This window comes from Hydrogenophaga sp. GW823-FHT04C09 (assembly GCF_058796355.1).
This window is the reverse complement of sequence record NZ_JBXAIO010000002.1, coordinates 54,204-71,857: the sequence shown is the minus strand read 5'-3', so window position 1 is coordinate 71,857 and position 17,654 is coordinate 54,204. Positions and strand designations below refer to the sequence as shown.

Here is a 17,654-nt window from a genome sequence, read left to right as displayed (position 1 = left end):
TTAAAATGGTACCGGTACCAAATTGATCACATCGTAGCCTCAAAAGGCCTGCGATGCGCGCTGAATCATAGGAGATGCGCATGCCCGAGACCCTGGCTTCCCCCCCGGCCCTTGCGCCGCTGACCATCCGCATGCACGCCGCCGACAACGTGGCGATCGTGGCCAACGATGGCGGCCTGCCGGCCGGCACCGCCCTGCCCGGCGGCGCCGTGGTGTTGCGCGACCGGGTGCCGCAAGGGCACAAGGTGGCGCTGGTGGATCTGGCGCGCGGCGCGGCGGTGCTGCGCTACGGCGTGCCCATCGGCCACGCGCTGGACCACATCCCGGCCGGCAGCTGGGTGCACGAGCGCCTGCTGCAGATGCCCGAGGCGCGCGGCCTGGAGAACCTGCCCATGGCCACGGTGAAGCCCGCGCCGCAGCCCCCGCTGGAGGGTTACACCTTCGAGGGCTACCGCAACCCGGACGGCTCGGTCGGTACGCGCAACATCCTGGCCATCACGCAGACGGTGCAGTGTGTCGCCGGCGTCACCGATTTCGCGGTGCAGCGCATCAAGGCCGAGCTGCTGCCCCAATACCCGAACGTGGACGATGTGGTGGCGCTGGAACACGGCTACGGCTGCGGCGTGGCCATCGACGCGCCCGACGCCGTCATTCCCATCCGCACCCTGCGCCACATCAGCCTGAACCCGAACTTCGGCGGCGAGGTGATGGTGGTCAGCCTGGGCTGCGAGAAGCTGCAGCCCGAGCGCCTGTTTCCCTCAGACGCGATCCCCATCCAGGACGCCCGTGGAACCGGCTTCGCCGGGCCACAGGGGGTGCCCCCCCTGCCAGGGGGGGAGCCGCGCAGCGGCGCAGGGGGGTTGGACACCATTTGCCTGCAGGACGAGGCGCACGTGGGTTTCATGTCCATGGTCCAGTCCATCCTGCGCCAGGCCGAAGAGCACCTGGAGCGCCTGAACGCGCGCCGGCGCGTGACCGTGCCGGCCAGCGAACTCGTGGTGGGCGTGCAGTGCGGCGGCAGCGACGCGTTTTCCGGCGTCACGGCCAACCCGGCCGTGGGCTTCTGCACCGACCTGCTGGTGCGCGCGGGCGCGAGCGTGATGTTCTCCGAAACCACCGAGGTGCGCGACGGCATCGCCCAGCTCACCGCGCGCGCCACCACGCCCGAGGTGGCCCAGGCCATGGTGCGCGAGATGGCCTGGTACGACGCTTACCTGCAACGCGGCAGCGTGGACCGCAGCGCCAACACCACACCGGGCAACAAGAAAGGCGGCCTGTCCAACATCGTGGAAAAAGCCATGGGCTCGATCGTGAAGTCGGGCAGCGCGCCGATCAGCAACGTGCTCTCACCCGGCGAGAAGCTCAAGGCCAAGGGCCTGACCTACGCCGCCACGCCCGCGAGCGACTTCATCTGCGGCACGCTGCAGCTGGCCGCGGGCATGAATCTGCACGTGTTCACCACCGGGCGTGGCACGCCTTACGGGCTGGCGCCGGTGCCGGTGATCAAGGTCGCCACGCGCAGCGACCTGGCGCGGCGCTGGCACGACCTGATGGACATCAACGCCGGCACCATCGCCGACGGCACGGCGAGCATCGAAGACGTGGGCTGGGAGCTGTTCCACCTCATGCTCGAGGTCGCCAGCGGCCGCCAGCAGACCTGGGCCGAGCGCTGGAAGCTGCACAACGCGCTGGTGCTGTTCAACCCGGCGCCGGTGACTTGAGCACCGGCTGGGCGAGATCAGTAGGTCAATGCGCGGACACAGCGTACCGGCGTCAAATCACCGGCTTTGTTTCCGGCCCACTGTGTTCCGCTGGCCAGACCAATCGCGAATTCCTGTTGCCAGGCAATGGATGTGGACGTTTGCGTTGAACTCCAATAGCGCGGAGGCAAACCCGTCAAGGTGCCATCAGCGACCAGGTTCGACTGCATGTTCTCGGCAAGCGGGGTGCCAGCGGAACCACAACCCGTTCCAGCGCCAGCCTGGTCGTGCCCCATTTCGCAGATGGCTGGCAGATACCAACCGGAGACCCCGCCGTTGGAAGAAAGACTGCACAGGCCGGCCGCATGGTTGACGGGCAGTTCAAGTCCTGAATAAAAGGCCAGGATCGCCGCCGTGTTTGCTTTGCCATCGGTGAGGCTCGTGCTGGCGACCACATCGTCGTTGCTGGTGCTCCACGGCTTCGTCGGTACGGGGGTGCCTCCCGCGTCCTCCAGCGCAGCCACCTTGCCACCCACGCTGCCGGTATCGGGCGTGTTGTCGTCAATGGCGAACACATAACCGCCTTGGTACACGTTGGCATAGCCCACCACCTGCACGGTCGGCGAGAGCAGGTTGGTGTTGCTGCCGCCAACACTCAAGGTGACGGGAACCGGATTGGTGTCGCCTCGGGCCGACGACGGTGTCGCGTCGGGCGTCACCGTGATCGTGCAACTGGCGCCGGGCGCCAAGGTCGTGCAGTTCGACAGTGTCGTGGTGCCGGTCGGGAGAGCCGGGCTTCCCGTGGCGACAGCGTAGATCACGGCCAATGCAGGTGCGGTGCCCGTGTTCGTGATCGTGAATTTGCGGGGCTTACCCGTGAGAGTGAGCGATCTCGCCGTGTCCTTGACCGACAGCACCAGCGCCGAAGGACTGATCGACAGCGTGGTCGAGGGCGTCGGCCCTGGCCCCGTGGGCGCTCCAGCCCCTCCCCCGCTCCCGCCACAAGCCGCCAACAGCACAGCGGAACACAAGGACATCCAACGGGCGGAGGAAAGGTGATGCAACATGATGAACACTCAACAAAATGTCAATGCGTTGAACATACCATTCGTTACAACTCGCCTGCACGCCATGCCCGCCGCTGTTCACAACAAAGTCACAAAAGAGGTTCAAAGCATGTTGCACCAGCCCCACGGTTCGTGGCGAAGGGCCCAGGGCTTGACGGCGGGCCTGCTGCTCGTCTTCGGCCTGGTCGGCTGCAAAAGCCTGCCGCGGGTGGTGCCGGATCTGGACCGGCGCCCGCCCCCGGTCCGCCTCGAAGGCTCCCAGGGCCCGCTGTCGGCCGAGCGCAGCCGCGCGATTCTGGAGCGCCTGCGCGCGGGTGGCCAGGGCAGCGACGTGCTCTCGCGGCACCTCGCACTGGAAGAGGCCATCGTCGGCAGCCCCTTGACGGCCGGCAACAAGGTGGACCTGCTGGAGGACGGCCCGGCCACCTACAAGGCCATGCTCGCAGCCATCGACACGGCCAAGGACCACATCCACCTGGAGACCTACATCCTCGACGACGACGAGGTGGGGCAGCAGTTCGCCAACGCGCTGATCGCCAAGCAGCAGCAAGGCGTGCAGGTGCACCTGATCCACGACAGCGTGGGCACCATCGGCACGCCCGACGAGTTCTTCAAGCGCCTGACCGACGCCGGCATCAAGGTCATCGAGTTCAACCCGATCAACCCCGCGCTGGCGCGCAAGGAATGGGAGCTCAACGAGCGCGACCACCGCAAGCTGCTGATCGTGGACGGCCGCATCGCCTTCCTGGGCGGCATCAACATCAGCGGCGTGTACTCCAGCGGTTCCCTGTCGATGGGCTCGGGCAGCAGCGGCAAGACGGATGGGAAAAAGAGCGACATCGACGGCATCCCCTGGCGCGACACGCATGTGCAGCTGCAGGGCCCGGTGGTGGCGGAGTTCCAGAAGCTGTTCCTGGAGACCTGGGCGGCGCAGAAGGGCGAAGCCATCGCCGCGCGCAACTACTACCCCACGCCGGTGCGCGCCGGCTCGGACGTGGTGCGCGCCATCGGCAGTTCACCCAAGGACAGCTACAGCGCGATCTACGCCACGCTGCTCTCGGCCATCGCCAGCGCGGAAACCACCGTGCACCTCACCAACGCCTACTTCGCGCCCGACCCGCAACTGCTGACGGCGCTGGAAGACGCGGCGCGGCGCGGTGTGGACGTGAAGCTCATCCTGCCGGGCAAGACCGACTCGTGGCTGATCTTCCACGCCGGGCGCAACTACTACACGCAGTTGCTCAAGGCCGGCGTGAAGATCTATGAACGCCAGGGCGTCATCCTGCACACCAAGACGGGCTCGGTCGATGGCGTGTGGTCCACCATCGGATCCACCAACCTGGACTGGCGCAGCTTCCTGCACAACTACGAGCTGAACGCGGTCGTGCTGGGCGCGGAGTTCAACGCCCAACTGCAGAAGCTGTTCGACGCCGATCTCGCGGCGTCGAAACAGGTCACGCTCGCCGAATGGCAGCGGCGCGGCCTGAACCTGCGCTTCAAGGAGTTCTTCGCGCGGATGTGGGAGTACTGGCTCTGACCTGAAGCTCAGCGCGACAGCGGCGGGGCCGTCGGTGGCAGCGGCGCGGGCGTCGGGTTCATCGAGGGCGGTGGCGAGAGCGACGGCGGTGGGGACATGGGCGCCGGTTGCAGCGGCGGCGACAACACGGGCGCCTGGGGCGGCGGTGGTGGCGGCACCGGCAGGGTCTCCTGCGTCACCAGCTCGCGGATCGTGCCGCCGCCTTGAACGGAACCGGAGACCGAGCCTTCGCCACGCGCCATGCGCTCGCAGATCGTGCGTTGTTCGCCCGTGTGCCGCTGGCAGCGTTGCAGCGCGTTGCGCTCGAGGTCTTGCGCCGATGAGCCACCCCGGATACCGGATTTCAGTGCCTGCGCGCGGTGCGCGCCCGCATCGCGCAGGCAGCTGGTGCGGTCCTGCGTGGGGCTCAGGGCCTGGCAGGCGGCGCGGTCGCGCTGGTAGGCGGCTTCGATCGCGGCCTTGTCGGGGCCCGCGGCCCAGGCCGCAGGCAGGCAGACGGCGAGTGCCGCTGCGGCCACCCAGCCGCGTGGGTGGTGACAAATGGATGCAAACATGGTGTGAACCTCCTGAGAGCCAGGCGGTGCGGGGGGCACCGCCCCTGGATTCACCATGCTAGGAAGGGGTACCCGGAGCGTCTGTAGGCCCAGTCCGACCCGGGCCTCGGACATTCACTCCCAATGCAGTTCGATCAGCTTCCATTCGCCGCCGTCCAGCCGCCATTGCAGCTGGACGGCATAGGGTTCGGCGCGCTCGGGAATGAGCCCCTGCGCGCCCGTCACCACCACCTTGGCCTCGGTGTGGCCCACCTGCGAACTGCCACTGTCGATGCGGCTGCTGCGCGTGACGGCGATGATCTTGATGTTCGCGTAGCGCATGAACATCAGTGTCATCGTGCGCTTGGCCCACTCGCGGTCCATGCCCTCGCCCGCCTGGAAACTCGGGTGCAGCTGGTCCATCACGGCCCCTGTCTTTTTTGCCTCCAGGTTGTCCTGCAGCTTCTGCACCGCCGCTTCGAGCGCGGCCTGAGGATCGGTCTTGCCGCAACCCACCAGCAAGAAGGGCACCAGCAGCAAAGTCCAGACAAATCGGCGGGCCAGCATCGAACATCCTTTCAGCGTTGAAGAAAAACGCGCGACCATAACACCGGTCGGTGACACCCGAAAAAAAGCCCGTGCTGGACGGGCTCTCTCACGCGACGCGCGGAAGCCTTCAGGCCTTGGGCTTGTACTTGTTGATCAGGTCACGCCCGCCCTGCAGCAGCTTCTTGCCGTCGAAGCCGCGCTTGTCCATGTCGGCCACCCATTCGTCGGTGATGGGCGCGGTGAGCTTGATGAACTCCTCGGTCTCGGCCTTGCCCATCACGTGCACGGTGTTGCCCCGGTCGATCGCGCCCTTGCGCACCACCGGATCGGCGTCGGCGATCACGCGACCGAACAGGCCCGAGGCCTCCAGGCCCGAATTCCGGTCGATGATCTGCTTGAGGTCGGGCGCGAGGTTTTCGTAGCGTGCCTTGTTCATCACCATGTACTGGATGCTGTTGTTGAAGCCCGGCATGCCCTTGGCGAACTCGGTGTGGAACTTGGTCAGCTCGTCGAGCTTGGCCGAAGGCACGGTGTCCCAGGGAATGATGGCGCCATCGATCACGCCCTTGGAGAGCGAGTCCGGGATCTGCGGCAAGGGCATGCCCACCGGAATCGCGCCGACCGCGCTCAGGATCTGCGTCGCCTTGCGCGAGGGGCCGCGCACCTTCAGGCCCTTGAAGTCGGCCGCCCTGGTGATCAGCTTGTTCTTCATGTGCAGCACGTTCAGGCCATGGGTGTGGAAGGTCAGCACCTTCACTTCCTTGAGCTCGTCGGCGGAATAGGTCGTCATGTACTCCCAGGCGGCCTTGGACGCGCCTTCGCCGTCGTAGGTGAAGAACGGCAGCTCGAAGACCTCGGCGCGCGGGAAGCGGTTGGGCGTGTAGCCGGCGAGCGACCACACCATGTCCACCACGCCTTCGCGCGCCTGGTCGAACAGCTGGGCGGGCGCGCCACCCATCTGCATCGCCGCATAGTGCTCGAACTTCAGGCGCCCGTTCGATTCCTTCTCGACCTTGTTCATCCATGGCACCAGCACGCGCGAGTACACGTTGGAGGTCGCCGGCACGAAGGTCTGGAAGCGCAGGGTGATGGGCGATTGCGCTCGGGCCACGATGGCCGGGGCGGCCACCAAAGCGGCGGCGGACTGGAGCAGGGTTCTGCGTTGGATCATGGTGTCTTTCTCGGGTGGATAGGTTCGGATGCTGGTGTGGTGGTGGCATGTGGCTCAGGCCATCTCGAATCCCTGGTAATTCCGGGCGGCGACGTCCTCGATGATCCGGCGGTACAGCGGCACGCCCGCGACAAAGGCCATGAACACCCTCGGCTTGCCCGCGATGTTGGCGCCCATGTACCAGGAGTTCGCGCGCGGGTAGAGCGTCTTGTCGGCCTCCTCCGCGCAGCGGCGCACCCAGCCGTCCTCGGCTTCCTGCGTGGCCTCGATGCGGCGCACGCCGGCCGCGCGGGCCTGCTGCAGCAGCCGCGCGATCCAGTCGACGTGGGTCTCGATCGAATGCACCATGTTGCTCAGCACCGAGGGACTGCCCGGCCCGGCCACCACGAACATGTTGGGAAAACCGGCGATGCCCAGGCCCAGGTAGGAGGTGGGGCCGTGCGCCCATTTGTCGCTCAGCCGCGCGCCGCGCGCACCGCGGATGTCGATCGCCTTGAGCGCGCCGCTCATGGCGTCGAAGCCGGTGGCGAAGACGATGGCGTCCACCTCGTGCTCGCGCTCATCGGTGCGCACGCCGCGGGCCGTGGCCTCGATGATCGGGTGGGCCGCCGCATCGACGATGTCCACGTGCTCGCGGTTGAAGGTCTCGTAGTAGTGCGAGTCCACGCACAGGCGCTTGCCGCCGAACGGCAGGTCGTCCTTGGGGCACAGCAGCTCGGCCTTGACCGGGTCCTTCACCACGCCGCGGATGCGGTTGCGCGCGTAGTCGGCCACCATGCGGTTGGTGTCCAGGTTGCTCATCTGGTCGGCGAAGGTGCGCAACATGCGGAAACCGCCGCCCGCGCCCCGCCAGCGGTACTCGAGCTCGGCGCGCTGTTCCTCCTCGGTCATCTCGGCGGCGGTCTTCGTGTTGGCGTTCAGGAACTGGCCGGTGATCGCTTCACGCCCCATGGCGCGGCGGTCCGGGTAACGCGCCTTCGCCGCCGCCAGCGCGGTTTCGGTGAAAGGCACGTTGTGCGCCGGCACGCTGAAATTCGCGGTGCGCTGGAACACCGTGAGCTGCGCGGCCTGCTCCGCGATCACGGGCACCATCTGCACGCCGCTGGAGCCGGTGCCGATCAGGGCCACGCGCTGGCCGGTGAAGTCCACACCCTCCTTGGGCCACTGCGCGCTGTGGTACCAGCGGCCCTGGAAGCTCTCCAGCCCGGGCAACTGCGGGCGCTGCGGGATCGACAGGCCGCCCGTGGCCATGACGAGGTAGGTGCACTCCAGCACATCGCCGGCCTCGGTGCGCACCGTCCAGAGCAGGCGCTCGTCGTCGAACACCGCGCTGGCCACCCGCGCGTTGAGCTGGATGCCGTCGCGCAGGCCGAAGCGGTCCACCACGTGTTCGATGTAGCGCAGGATCTCGGCCTGCGGCGCATAGCGCTCGCTCCACACCCATTCTTCCTCGAGCTCGCGGCTGAACGAGTACGAGTAGTCCAGGCTCTCCACGTCGCAGCGCGCACCGGGGTAGCGGTTCCAGAACCAGGTGCCGCCCACGCCGTCGCCCGCCTCCAGCACGCGCACCGACAGCCCCATCTCCCGGGCCTTGTAGAGCTGGTAGATGCCCGCGAAACCCGCGCCCACCACCAACATGTCCAGCCGACCAACCGAATCCGCCATCGTTCCACTTTCCGTCTTGAATCACCGCCGCGGATCGCGGCACGGGTCGGACTATGATCGCATTAGGTTGACATGTCAACACAACAGATCCAAGGGTTTACCATAGGTTGACCCATCAACCTGATGCCAATTCAATCCCCGCATGCCTTCCTCTGACGCGCAACGCCCCTTCCCTGAATTCGCCGGCCGGCACGTGCTCATCACCGGCGGTGCGGGCGGCATCGGCCAGGCCTGCGCCCGGCACTTTCTGGCCGCGGGTGCCTCGGTGCACCTGATCGACGTGGACGCCGCGCGGCTGGACGGGGCGCGCCATGCGCTTCAAGGCCACGCGGCGGTGAGCTGCAGCACCTCCCGCCTGGCCGACCACACGGCCTGCGAGCGCGCCATCGACGAGGGCGGGCGCCCGCCCTTCGCGCTGGTGCACATGGCCGGCCTGTTCGAGACCGACCGGCTCGATCCCGCCGACCGCTCGGGCTGGGACCGGGCGATCGCCAGCAACCTCACCACCGCCTACGACATGGCCCTGGCCTTTCGCGCCGCGCGCGACCGGCGGACGCCTTCGCGCATGGTGCTCTGCACCTCGCGCGCCTTCCAGCGCGGCACGCCGGGCCGCGCGGCCTACGCCGCGGCCAAAGGCGGTATCGTCGGCCTGGTGCGCGCCTTCTCGCGCGATTTCGCGCCCGACATCCTGGTCAACGCGGTCTCGCCGGGCCTGATCCAGACGCGCATGACCGAAGACCTGATCGCCCACCACGGCGAACAGCGCCTGGCCGAGATTCCATTGCAGCGCTTCGGCACGCCGCAGGACGTCGCCGGCGTCGTCGGTTTTCTCTGCGGCGAGGCCTCGTCCTATGTGACGGGCCAGGTGATCACCGTCGATGGCGGCGTGATCAACGGTTGAACCTTTCTTTCCTGAACCCTGCACCCATGACCTTCGACGCCCCCACCCTCGATCTGCTCGAACGCGTTCGCACCGCCGGCCGCAAACCCTTCTCGGCCTGCACCGCCACGGAGGCGCGTGCCTTCCCCACCCTCATGAAAAGCCTGTTCGGCGAGGGCCTGCCGGTGGCCCGGGTGCAAGACCTCGCCCTGCCCACGCCCCAGGGCCACCCACTGCCCGGGCGCCTCTACGTGCCCGAAGCCTGCAACGGCGACCTGATCGTCTACTTCCACGGCGGCGGCTGGGTGCTGGGCTCGGTGGCCGACCACGACCCGTTCACCGCCACGCTGGCGGCCCGAACCCACGCGGCCGTGCTGTCGGTGGACTACCGCCTGGCCCCGGAGAGCCCCCACCCCGGCCCGGTGGACGACGCCATCGCCGCGTTGCTGCAAGGCGGCCAGGCCGGTGCGACCTGGCTGGGCCAACCCCTGCGGCGCCTGATCGCCATGGGCGACAGCGCCGGCGCCACCCTGGCCACCGTGGCCACGCGGCGCCTGCGCGAGCTGCCCGGGGCGCGGCCGGTGGACCTGCAGGTGCTGGTCTACCCGGTGACCGACGCCGGCTTCGACACCGCCAGCTACCGCGACTTCGCGCAAGGCCACCTGCTGAGCGCGGACGACATGCGCTGGTTCTGGGACCACTACTGCCCCGACACGGCGGCGCGCCGCCACCCCGACGCCTCGCCGCTGCAGGCCAGCGACCTCGCCGGCCTGCCGCCCGCGCGCATCTTCACCGCCGAATGCGACCCGCTGCGCGACGAGGGCGAGGCCTATGGCGAGCGCCTGGCGGCCGCGGGCGTGGACTGCGAAACCGTGCGCTGCCCCGGCCTGCTGCACGCCTTCCTGTCCATGATCCACTATTCTCCGAATGCCGCCCGGGCCTTCGAGCGCATCGTGCAAAGCCTGGCGGCGCCGGACGACGAACACCGCCCCTGAAAGCCCATGCAACTCGATCTCGATACCTACGTTCCCGGCCTGCTGCTGTGGTTGTCCAACCGGGTGTCCAGCAGCGCGTCCAGCCTCTACAACGAGAAGTTCGGCATCGGCGTGACCGAGTGGCGCATCCTGTCGTACTTCAAGATCTACCCCTGGTCCACCGCCTCCAAGGCGTGCGAACTGATGGGGCTGGACAAGGGCGCCGTGAGCCGGTCGATCGCCTTCATGGTGGAGAACGGCTGGCTCGAGCCCCGGCCGCAGGGCCTGCGCAAGATCGAATACCACGTGACCCCGCCCGGCAACAAGCTGCACAACGCGGTGTTCCGCCTGGCCATGGCGCGCGAGGAAGCCTTGCTGGAAGGCTTCAGCACCTCGGAACGCGAGCAGGTCATCGCCCTGCTCAAGCGCATGCTGGGCAACCTCGAAGGCGTGCAGCGCGTGGGCCGCTGAAGGAGACGAAAAGCGCCGTCAGCCCTGGGGGGCGGCCGTCACCGGCAGGGTCCACCAGAAGGCCGCGCCCTCGCCGGGCGAGGACCACGCGCCGACCGTGCCGCCGTGCCGCTCCACCGCGCGCTTGACCACCGTGAGCCCCAGGCCCGTGCCGCCGGCCTGGCGCTCGTCCAGTCGGGAAAAAGGCTTGAACAGCTCGCCGCTCTTGTCGGGATCGAAGCCCGGCCCGTTGTCCGCCACCGAGAAGCGCCAGAAACCGCCCTCCTCGCGGGCGTCGAGCGCGATGTGCAGGTCGCGCCGCTCGGCACCGAACTTCAGCGCATTGCCCAGCAGGTTCATCAGCACGTGGCGCATCAAGCCCGCATCGGCCTGCACCACCGGCAGGGGCGCGGCCTGCACCGCTTCGGGCGCCTGCGGGAACTGCACGGCCAGCGACTGCAGGCATTCGCGCAGCAGGGCCTGCATGTCCACCGCCTCGGGGCTGGGCGGCCCCTGGTCCACCTTGGCCAGCGTGAGCAGGTCGTTCACCATGTCGGTGGCGCGCTGCGCCTCGCGGCGGATCAGCTCCAGCGAACGCTCCGCCCCGGCGGTGTTGCCCGCGCGGTAGTCCTCCAGCGCCAGATCGGCCAGGCCGGCGGTGTTGCGCAAGGGGCCGCGCAGGTCGTGCGAGACCATGCCCGCGAACGAGCGCAGGCCCTGGATGATCTCTTCCAGCTGGCGCGTGCGGCTGCGCACGATCTCTTCCAGCGAATCGGTGAGCTGCTGCAGGGCCTGCTCGGCCCGCACGCGCTCGCGCAGCTCGCGCGCGAGGATCAGCGAGTCGCGCTGCAGGATCAGGGTCATCACGAACACGTAGGCGATGCTCACCGGCAGCGGCGTGACCTGGCGGAACTGCAGCAGGCTCATGTCGGAGAGCATGGCGACCACGAACAACACGGGGTAGCCCAGGCACAACACGGCCAGCACCAGCTGCCCGCCCCAGCCGTCGCGCGTCCACAGCCAGGCCAGCCAGCAGGCGGCGGCCGTGAAAATGAGGGCGATCGCCGCCGGCCCGGCGAAGGCCCAACCGTCCATCAGGCCGCTCATTGCCACCACCAGCACCGGGGCGCCCACCAGCACGGCGGCGAACACGCGCGAGGGCGGTGTGCCACCCGGGGTGAAGCAGGCCTGCAGGCCCGCCAGCAGGGCGGCCAGGGCGCCCAGGCCCATCGCGGAGCCCACCGGGCCGGCGACCTCGCCCGAGATCCAGCCCAGCGCGTCCGCCGACACCAGCAGCCCCTGCGTGACGCCGAACACCAGCGCCGAACCCGCCAGCCATTTCACGTACGGCCATGAGCGGGCGCTGGCGTGCGCCAGAAAGGTCATGCCCAGCATCGCGATCAGGATGGCGGACAGGATGCGGATGTCGCTGAAGAAACTCAGGACCGGGTGGGTCACGACGGCCTCCTCCGTGATGAGCTTGGGCTCGGCAAGCTTGCGCCCACGTCTGCCGGGCGCCACTTGCGCAGTGTAGGGCAGCCGGCCCGGCAGCGCGAGACCCCCATTCGGATCCTCTCGGGCGGGGCCAGTCGGTGCATGATGGTCAGGTTTCGGGGTGGAAGAAGCGGGTGATCGTAGCGCCATGACCTCCCGCGTCATGGATTTCATGTCGCTCCTCCGACACAGTGAAACCAGTCCAACCAGAAAGGAGTTTCACATGTCAGACCTCAGCCAGCTCCCCCTCGCCGTCGGCCACATGATCGGCCTGGGCGCCCTCGGTTCCTGCATCGGCATCGGCGTGATGGCCAGCAAGTACCTGGAGGCCTCGGCCCGCCAGCCCGAGATGATGGAAGCCCTGCAGCCCAAGGTCTTCCTGCTCGCCGGCCTGCTGGACGGCGCCTTCATCATCTCGGTGGCGCTGGGCGTGTGGTTCGCCCTGGCCGCGCCGTTTGCCTGATGCGGCCCGCCCCGCCCGAGCGGCACGTGGTGGTGATCGGCGCGGGCGGCGGTGCCGGCGGCGCCGCCTTGCACGCCGCGCTGGGCGACGCCCGGTACGACCAGGTCACGGTGCTGACCACGCACCGCTTTCTGCGCATGCCCCCGCGCCTGGCCGATGCCGTGGTGACCGCAAACGACTGGGCCGCCGCCCTGCCGGCGGCGGGCCACGCCGTGATCGTGTTCGACACGGTGCGGCGCGCGCGCGAGCGGGTCTACTGGCCGCCCGCGCGGGCCGACCTGGTGCCGCTGGCCACGGCGCTGCACGCCCAGGGTGTTCGCACGCTGGAGGTGGTGATCGCCGACAGCCCGGACCCGAGCCCGGCCGAACGCCAGGCGCTGGCGTCCCTGGGCTGGGACCGGCTGGACATGCACCCGGCCGTGGTGGCCGTGCCGCCGCCCGCCCCCACCGGGCCCTGGCTCGAGCGGCTGGCGCTGTGGCTGATCCGCACCCTGATCGCGACCCTGCAGATGGCGCAGGCCGCCTACGGCCGCCGCCCGCCGCGCTGAGCGGCGCGCGGGCCCGGCACCTTAGGCCGGCACGGCTTCCTTCGCGATGTGCTCGTCGATCACGCGCCGTGCCTGCACGCCGCCCGCGTCGATGTTGAGCTTGAGCAGCTTGCGTTGCGCGAAGGCGTCCAGGTTCTGCTGCTGGCGCTCCAGCACTTCGAGGTCTTCGGAGAAGATGCCGTGCTGCCCGGCGCGGATGCGATCGGTGAGCGCGGCGTCCTGCGGCCGGAAGCGGCGCGCCATGCCCCAGAAGTACCACATCGAACCATCGACCTCGGGCGTGATGAAGTCGGTCACCACGCTGTAGACCTTCTTGTCGTCGGGCGCGTCGTAGCCGCCCTGGCCGGCCAGGGCCACACCCACCTCGATCAGCACATGGCTGGGCGGCGAGAAGCGGCAGACCTGCCAGCGGTCCACCCGGGGGTTGCCCTCCACGCCGATGGCGCGCAGCGCGTCGAGCCAGAAGGGCGGCGCCTCGATGTTCTCCATGAAGCGGCTGGTCACCACCGTGGTGCCCTCGCGGCGCGTGGTGCAGGGCGTCTCGTCGATCTCCTGCTGGCCGATGCTGGTCGAGTGCACGTAGGTCTCGTGCGTGAGGTCCATCAGGTTGTCGATCATCAGGCGGTAGTCGGCCTTGATGTGGAACAGGCCGCCGCCGTAGGCCCAGGCCGGGTTGTCGTGCCATTCGAGCACCGGAATGGTCGAGGGATCGGCCTGGTCGGCCTCGCCCGCCCAGACCCAGATGAAACCGTAGCGCTCCTCGACCGCGAAGCGCTGGATGCGCGGGAACGCCGCCACGCGCTGGCCGGGCATCGAGCGGGTCACGCCGTCGCCGCCCATCACCAGGCCGTGGTAGCCGCACACCAGCTCACCCTTGCACACGCGGCCCAGCGACAGCGCCGCGCCCCGGTGCGGGCAGAAATCCTCCACCGCCTGCACGCGGCCTTGCGCGTCGCGGAAGAAGGCCATGCGGGCCCCCAACAGGCGCCGGCCCAAGGGGGCATCGCCGACTTCCACCGAGGTGGCACCCACATACCAGGCATTGCGCATCCAGCTCATGTCGTCTCCTTCATTCAGTACACTGAATCAAATGGTAGCCCAAGCCGGGGCCGGTCGTCAACCGGGTTCAGGCGGGGGGTTTGCCGAGCAGCTTGTGCATCAGGCCCATGAGCACCCCGCGCTCGCCGGCGTCGAGCGTGGTGAGGATGCGGTCGGCCAGCACCGCCTCGGACCGCAGCATCTCGTTGATCACCCGCTGCCCTTCGGCGGTGAGCTCCAGCCGGCGCTGGCGGCGCGCGCCCAGCTCGCGCACGATCCAGCCATCGCGCTCCAGGCGCACCGCGATCTCGGCCGTGGTGGAGGTGTCCAGCGCGATGGCCGCGGCCAGCGTGACCTGGTCGATGCCCGGGTGCTCCTGCAGCACCCGCAGCGCGGCGTACTGCAGCGGCGTGACGGCCCGCCCGAACACCGCGTTGAAGCACGACACCGAGTGCTGGTGGGCGCGCCGGAACAGGTGGCCGGGCTCGTGCAGGCCCAGCGTGGCTTCCGGGTGGCCATCGGCGGAGGCAGAGGCCAGGGTGCGGGGGGTACGGGACGGAGCGGGCATGGTGAAGCGGTGTTGGAACGCCCGGTCGGGTGGACGCACCGCCGATTGTCACCCCGGCCGCGACCGCTCATGCCGCCACCGCCACGCTTCGTGCCACCCGCGGCGCACTTGAAGCATGTGGCGATCGGCATACCCCCCATGGTACGAAGATGGCGCCATCCCACACCGGAGTGAGCCCCATGCAGCAGACCGTGGCCCTGCACCGATCCGACATGCGCACCCTGCTGGCCGAATTCTCGGCCCACGACGCGCCCCTGCTGGTGAACGAATACCTCCGCAAGGTCTGGCTGTTCGTCAGTGCGAACACCGAGTCGCGCACCAAGGACCTGCCCATCGAACGCCAGCTGGCGCTGCGCCTGCTCATGCGCCAGGCGCAGATCGGCAGCCGCTTCGCGGCGCTGTTCCTCAACGAACTGCAAGGCCCGCTCTCATCGCCCGTGCGCTCCAACAACGTGCACCGTCTGTCCAAGCGCATCTGCGCCAACACCCACGACGAGGCGGCGGCCCTGGAGCGCATCCTTCAGCAGGAAGACGCCGGTTTCCATCTGTCGCTCAGCGCATTCGATGCGGTGCGCTACGCCCACTGCCTGGAAGGCGGGCTGCAGGACGCCATCGCCCTCGCCCCGCTGGAGAAGGACATCGTCTTTCGCGCCTGGTCGGGCCTGTTCGCCGAAACCGTGCGCGAGTCCTACATCCAGTACATCCAGGTCCTGCTCAGCGGGAGCGCGCTGGCGCCCAAGGTGCAGCAGGACTTCGTGGACACCATCCCCTTCTCCATCGAGACCCGCACGGGCCCGCCGCCCACCCGCTGCGCCGGCGGAGTCAGCCCAGGGTGAAGGACTCGTTGATCGCGCTCTTCACGCCACCGCCCATCTGAGGCCCGCCACCGGCCACGATGATTTCGTCGCCGATCACCACCGCGCCCATGCCGTGGCGCGGTGTGATCATCGGCGCGTGCGACGCCCAGTGATCAGCCACCGGGTCCCAGGCCTCGTTCTGGCCGAACACGCGGTTCGTGCCCTCGCCGCCCATCACGAACACCTGGTCGCGGTACAGCACACAACCGTGGCCGCTGCGCGGCGTGGGCATGGGCGTGCGCGCGACCCAGCGGTCCGCCTGCGCGTCGTAGCTGTGGTGCAGGCTGCTGTTGGTGTGAAAGGAATCCACGCGGCCGCCGATCACGTGAATGGACGGCCCCACCACCACGATGCCGATGTGGTCCCGCGCCACCGGCAGGGGCTGGCGCTTCTCATAGCGGTCGCTCGCGGGGTCGTAGACGATGTGCCAGTCGATCGAGCGCCGCCAGTCGCTGCCGATGGCGCCGCCGATCAGGTGGATGCGCGAACCCAGCGCGATGCAGGCCATGGCCCCGCAGGCCTCCGGCAGGCGGCGCACGCGCTCCCAGCGCGCGCCGTCGAAGCGGAAGGCCTCGTCGTGCGGCGTGCGGTTCTGCTCGATGAAACCGCCGAACGCATAGAGCCGGTCGCCCAGCGTCGCCACACCCACGTGGTTCGCGCCGCGCGGCAGCTGGGGCAGTTCCTCCCAGCGATCGGTCCTGGGGTCGTAGGCGTGGTGGTACGGCTTGTCCACCCGCTGCTCGGCGTAACCGCCGACCAGGTGCACGCGGTTGCGGTACGCGGCGGCCCAGGCCATCTCGGTGCGCGGAATCGGCAGCGGCGCGCGCGCCCGCCAGGCACCGGCCTTGGCCGCGCGCGGCGCGGGGCTGTCGCTGACGGCCTGCTGCGCGTGGATCTCGGGCAGGTCGATGCGCCCGGGCTGGTTCAGGCGCTCGAACTGGCCGCTGTGGTGGCCGTGGTGCTGGGCGCGAAGCAGTGTGGGCGCGGCCAGCGCGGCGGCGGCGGTGACGAGGACGTGACGACGGAGGGCCATGCGCGTGATCTCCTGGTGACCGGGGGGTGAGACAGCGTACCTCAGCCCAGGAAGAAATCCAGTGGAATCAGCTCGACGCCCCACCCGCCCGCCTCCCCCAGCGTGGCGGCGGGGTGCATGGCCGCCAGGCGCAGGGCCTCGTCGCGGTTGTCCGCCTCGATGATGAACATCCCGCCCACCATTTCCTTGGCTTCGGTGTAGGGGCCATCGGTGATCTGCGGCTTGCCGCCGCGTGGGCGCAGCGTGACCCAGTCTTTCGGCTCGGCGAGCGACGCGGACACCAGCATCTTCCCGGTGGCGCGCATCTTCTCGTCCAGCGGCGGGCATTGGCTCACCAGGGCCTGCACCTCGGCGGGCGCCATGGCGGCGAACTTTTCGGGGTTGTAGTACGCAAGACCGAGGTACTTCATGAACGACTCCTTTGGGTTGGTGATGCCTTCACGACGAAGCAGGGGTCCCGCGATCGACAGGCCCGGCAAATGCCAGCAGTTTCATGAAGCCCGGCGGGAAGGCCCCATGGCGCTGCGTCTCCTCCGCCAGGATTCGTCTTTGTACCGTTGACATACTGACCCAACAACATGAATTCCTGCCAGTTTCGAAAAGCACTGAGCGGCTACAGGAACACGAAGTGGTTGCACGCGGCCACGAAGGCCGGTGAGGCGTCGGGCCGGCCAAAGCCGTAGACCGCGATGTCGGCTTCGCGCAGGCGCCCGGCGATGCCGGTGAAGTCGCTGTCGCACGAGGCGATGCAGATGCCATCCAAGCGAGGGCGGCGGGACCGCAGCTCCATGGCGTCCATGATGAGCGCGGCGTCCGAGGCGTTCTTCTGGTGGGCGTAGTGGAATTGCTGGATGGGGCGGATGGCCAGGGTGTGCAGCATCCGGCGCCAGGCGAGTTGTCGGGGGTTGGTCCAGTCCGCGTAAGCGCGGCGGACGATGGCCTCGCCACGGTCGGAGACGTGGGCCATGAGCCGCAGGGCCTTGCGGGCGCTCATGTTTTCGGCGTCGATGAGCAGGGCCAGGCGGGGTCGCCGTGTGGCCACGAAGGGAGCTTGTTGCATGTGCCTTCCTGTTGCTTTGCGGGTGATGTCACCGCCACCCTTGTGAGGTGGCGGTGGCCCAAGCAGG

Annotated in this window: 19 protein-coding genes; 8 read left to right on the top strand and 11 right to left on the bottom strand. The window is 68.7% G+C overall.

The genetic code is table 11. The annotated features are described in order from the left end of the window. Positions 1–80: 80 nt before the first annotated feature. A complete protein-coding gene (gene garD, locus AC1Q9M_RS05380) occupies positions 81–1,721 on the top strand; it encodes a galactarate dehydratase (RefSeq protein WP_444688521.1) in 1,641 nt (546 codons plus the stop codon). A 17-nt stretch (positions 1,722–1,738) separates the two neighbouring features. On the opposite strand, the gene AC1Q9M_RS05375 is transcribed toward garD, so the two are convergent. Continuing rightward, positions 1,739–2,617 carry a hypothetical protein gene (locus AC1Q9M_RS05375; protein ID WP_444688522.1) on the bottom strand — a complete coding sequence of 293 codons (879 nt, stop codon included), beginning with the start codon at positions 2,615–2,617 and terminating at the stop codon, positions 1,739–1,741. Between the two features lie 259 nt (positions 2,618–2,876). Here AC1Q9M_RS05375 and cls point away from each other — a divergent pair, with 259 nt between their 5' ends. Further along, positions 2,877–4,304 carry a cardiolipin synthase gene (gene cls, locus AC1Q9M_RS05370; protein WP_382323190.1) on the top strand — a complete coding sequence of 476 codons (1,428 nt, stop codon included), beginning with the start codon at positions 2,877–2,879 and terminating at the stop codon, positions 4,302–4,304. A gap of 8 nt (positions 4,305–4,312) precedes the next feature. Here the strand turns inward: cls and AC1Q9M_RS05365 are convergent, their stop codons facing one another. The 4 genes from AC1Q9M_RS05365 to AC1Q9M_RS05350 form a co-directional block, all read right to left on the bottom strand. Beyond that, positions 4,313–4,858, bottom strand: a complete 546-nt coding sequence (locus AC1Q9M_RS05365) for a hypothetical protein (protein WP_382323189.1) — start codon at positions 4,856–4,858, stop codon at positions 4,313–4,315. A gap of 114 nt (positions 4,859–4,972) precedes the next feature. Then, on the bottom strand, positions 4,973–5,404 hold the full coding sequence (locus AC1Q9M_RS05360; RefSeq protein ID WP_382323188.1) for a hypothetical protein: 432 nt from the start codon (positions 5,402–5,404) through the stop codon (positions 4,973–4,975). 109 nt (positions 5,405–5,513) lie between these two features. Further along, positions 5,514–6,557, bottom strand: a complete 1,044-nt coding sequence (locus tag AC1Q9M_RS05355; RefSeq protein ID WP_382323187.1) for a TRAP transporter substrate-binding protein — start codon at positions 6,555–6,557, stop codon at positions 5,514–5,516. Between the two features lie 54 nt (positions 6,558–6,611). After that, complete coding sequence (locus AC1Q9M_RS05350; RefSeq protein ID WP_444688524.1) at positions 6,612–8,222, bottom strand: flavin-containing monooxygenase; 1,611 nt, start codon at positions 8,220–8,222, stop codon at positions 6,612–6,614. Positions 8,223–8,364: 142 nt separating this feature from the next. On the opposite strand from AC1Q9M_RS05350, the gene AC1Q9M_RS05345 reads away from it, so the two are divergent. From AC1Q9M_RS05345 to AC1Q9M_RS05335, 3 genes are read left to right on the top strand one after another with little or no spacing between them, the layout of a single operon-like run. Next, entirely contained in the window at positions 8,365–9,123 is a 759-nt protein-coding gene (locus tag AC1Q9M_RS05345; protein WP_444688525.1) for an SDR family NAD(P)-dependent oxidoreductase, read from the top strand. A gap of 26 nt (positions 9,124–9,149) precedes the next feature. Then, on the top strand, positions 9,150–10,097 hold the full coding sequence (locus tag AC1Q9M_RS05340) for an alpha/beta hydrolase (protein WP_444688526.1): 948 nt from the start codon (positions 9,150–9,152) through the stop codon (positions 10,095–10,097). A 6-nt stretch (positions 10,098–10,103) separates the two neighbouring features. Next, complete coding sequence (locus AC1Q9M_RS05335; protein WP_382161992.1) at positions 10,104–10,547, top strand: MarR family winged helix-turn-helix transcriptional regulator; 444 nt, start codon at positions 10,104–10,106, stop codon at positions 10,545–10,547. 18 nt (positions 10,548–10,565) lie between these two features. Here AC1Q9M_RS05335 and AC1Q9M_RS05330 read toward each other — a convergent pair whose 3' ends face one another. Then, positions 10,566–11,984: a sensor histidine kinase gene (locus AC1Q9M_RS05330; RefSeq protein ID WP_382161995.1), complete on the bottom strand. Its 1,419-nt coding sequence runs from the start codon at positions 11,982–11,984 to the stop codon at positions 10,566–10,568. Positions 11,985–12,243: 259 nt separating this feature from the next. Between AC1Q9M_RS05330 and atpE the strand changes: the two genes are divergently transcribed. Together atpE and AC1Q9M_RS05320 are read left to right on the top strand one after the other, a co-directional pair. Then, positions 12,244–12,483, top strand: coding sequence for a F0F1 ATP synthase subunit C (gene atpE, locus AC1Q9M_RS05325; protein ID WP_291119650.1), 240 nt, complete (start codon positions 12,244–12,246; stop codon positions 12,481–12,483). Continuing rightward, positions 12,483–13,031, top strand: coding sequence for a hypothetical protein (locus AC1Q9M_RS05320; RefSeq protein ID WP_492432787.1), 549 nt, complete (start codon positions 12,483–12,485; stop codon positions 13,029–13,031). Before atpE ends, AC1Q9M_RS05320 begins: the two co-directional genes overlap by 1 nt. Before the next feature lie 21 nt (positions 13,032–13,052). Here AC1Q9M_RS05320 and AC1Q9M_RS05315 read toward each other — a convergent pair whose 3' ends face one another. Together AC1Q9M_RS05315 and AC1Q9M_RS05310 are read right to left on the bottom strand one after the other, a co-directional pair. Beyond that, positions 13,053–14,090: a Rieske 2Fe-2S domain-containing protein gene (locus AC1Q9M_RS05315; protein ID WP_382162000.1), complete on the bottom strand. Its 1,038-nt coding sequence runs from the start codon at positions 14,088–14,090 to the stop codon at positions 13,053–13,055. Positions 14,091–14,157: 67 nt separating this feature from the next. Beyond that, positions 14,158–14,637, bottom strand: a complete 480-nt coding sequence (locus AC1Q9M_RS05310) for a MarR family winged helix-turn-helix transcriptional regulator (protein WP_492432785.1) — start codon at positions 14,635–14,637, stop codon at positions 14,158–14,160. 179 nt (positions 14,638–14,816) lie between these two features. Between AC1Q9M_RS05310 and AC1Q9M_RS05305 the strand changes: the two genes are divergently transcribed. After that, positions 14,817–15,473, top strand: coding sequence for a hypothetical protein (locus AC1Q9M_RS05305; RefSeq protein WP_382323180.1), 657 nt, complete (start codon positions 14,817–14,819; stop codon positions 15,471–15,473). On the opposite strand, the gene AC1Q9M_RS05300 is transcribed toward AC1Q9M_RS05305, so the two are convergent. The 3 genes from AC1Q9M_RS05300 to AC1Q9M_RS05290 form a co-directional block, all read right to left on the bottom strand. Continuing rightward, on the bottom strand, positions 15,460–16,527 hold the full coding sequence (locus AC1Q9M_RS05300) for a Kelch repeat-containing protein (RefSeq protein ID WP_492432784.1): 1,068 nt from the start codon (positions 16,525–16,527) through the stop codon (positions 15,460–15,462). The genes AC1Q9M_RS05305 and AC1Q9M_RS05300 overlap by 14 nt on opposite strands. 41 nt (positions 16,528–16,568) lie before the next feature. Beyond that, positions 16,569–16,937 carry a YciI family protein gene (locus AC1Q9M_RS05295; RefSeq protein WP_382323178.1) on the bottom strand — a complete coding sequence of 123 codons (369 nt, stop codon included), beginning with the start codon at positions 16,935–16,937 and terminating at the stop codon, positions 16,569–16,571. Between the two features lie 203 nt (positions 16,938–17,140). Next, on the bottom strand, positions 17,141–17,587 hold the full coding sequence (locus AC1Q9M_RS05290) for an NYN domain-containing protein (protein ID WP_492432782.1): 447 nt from the start codon (positions 17,585–17,587) through the stop codon (positions 17,141–17,143). Positions 17,588–17,654 lie beyond the last annotated feature (67 nt).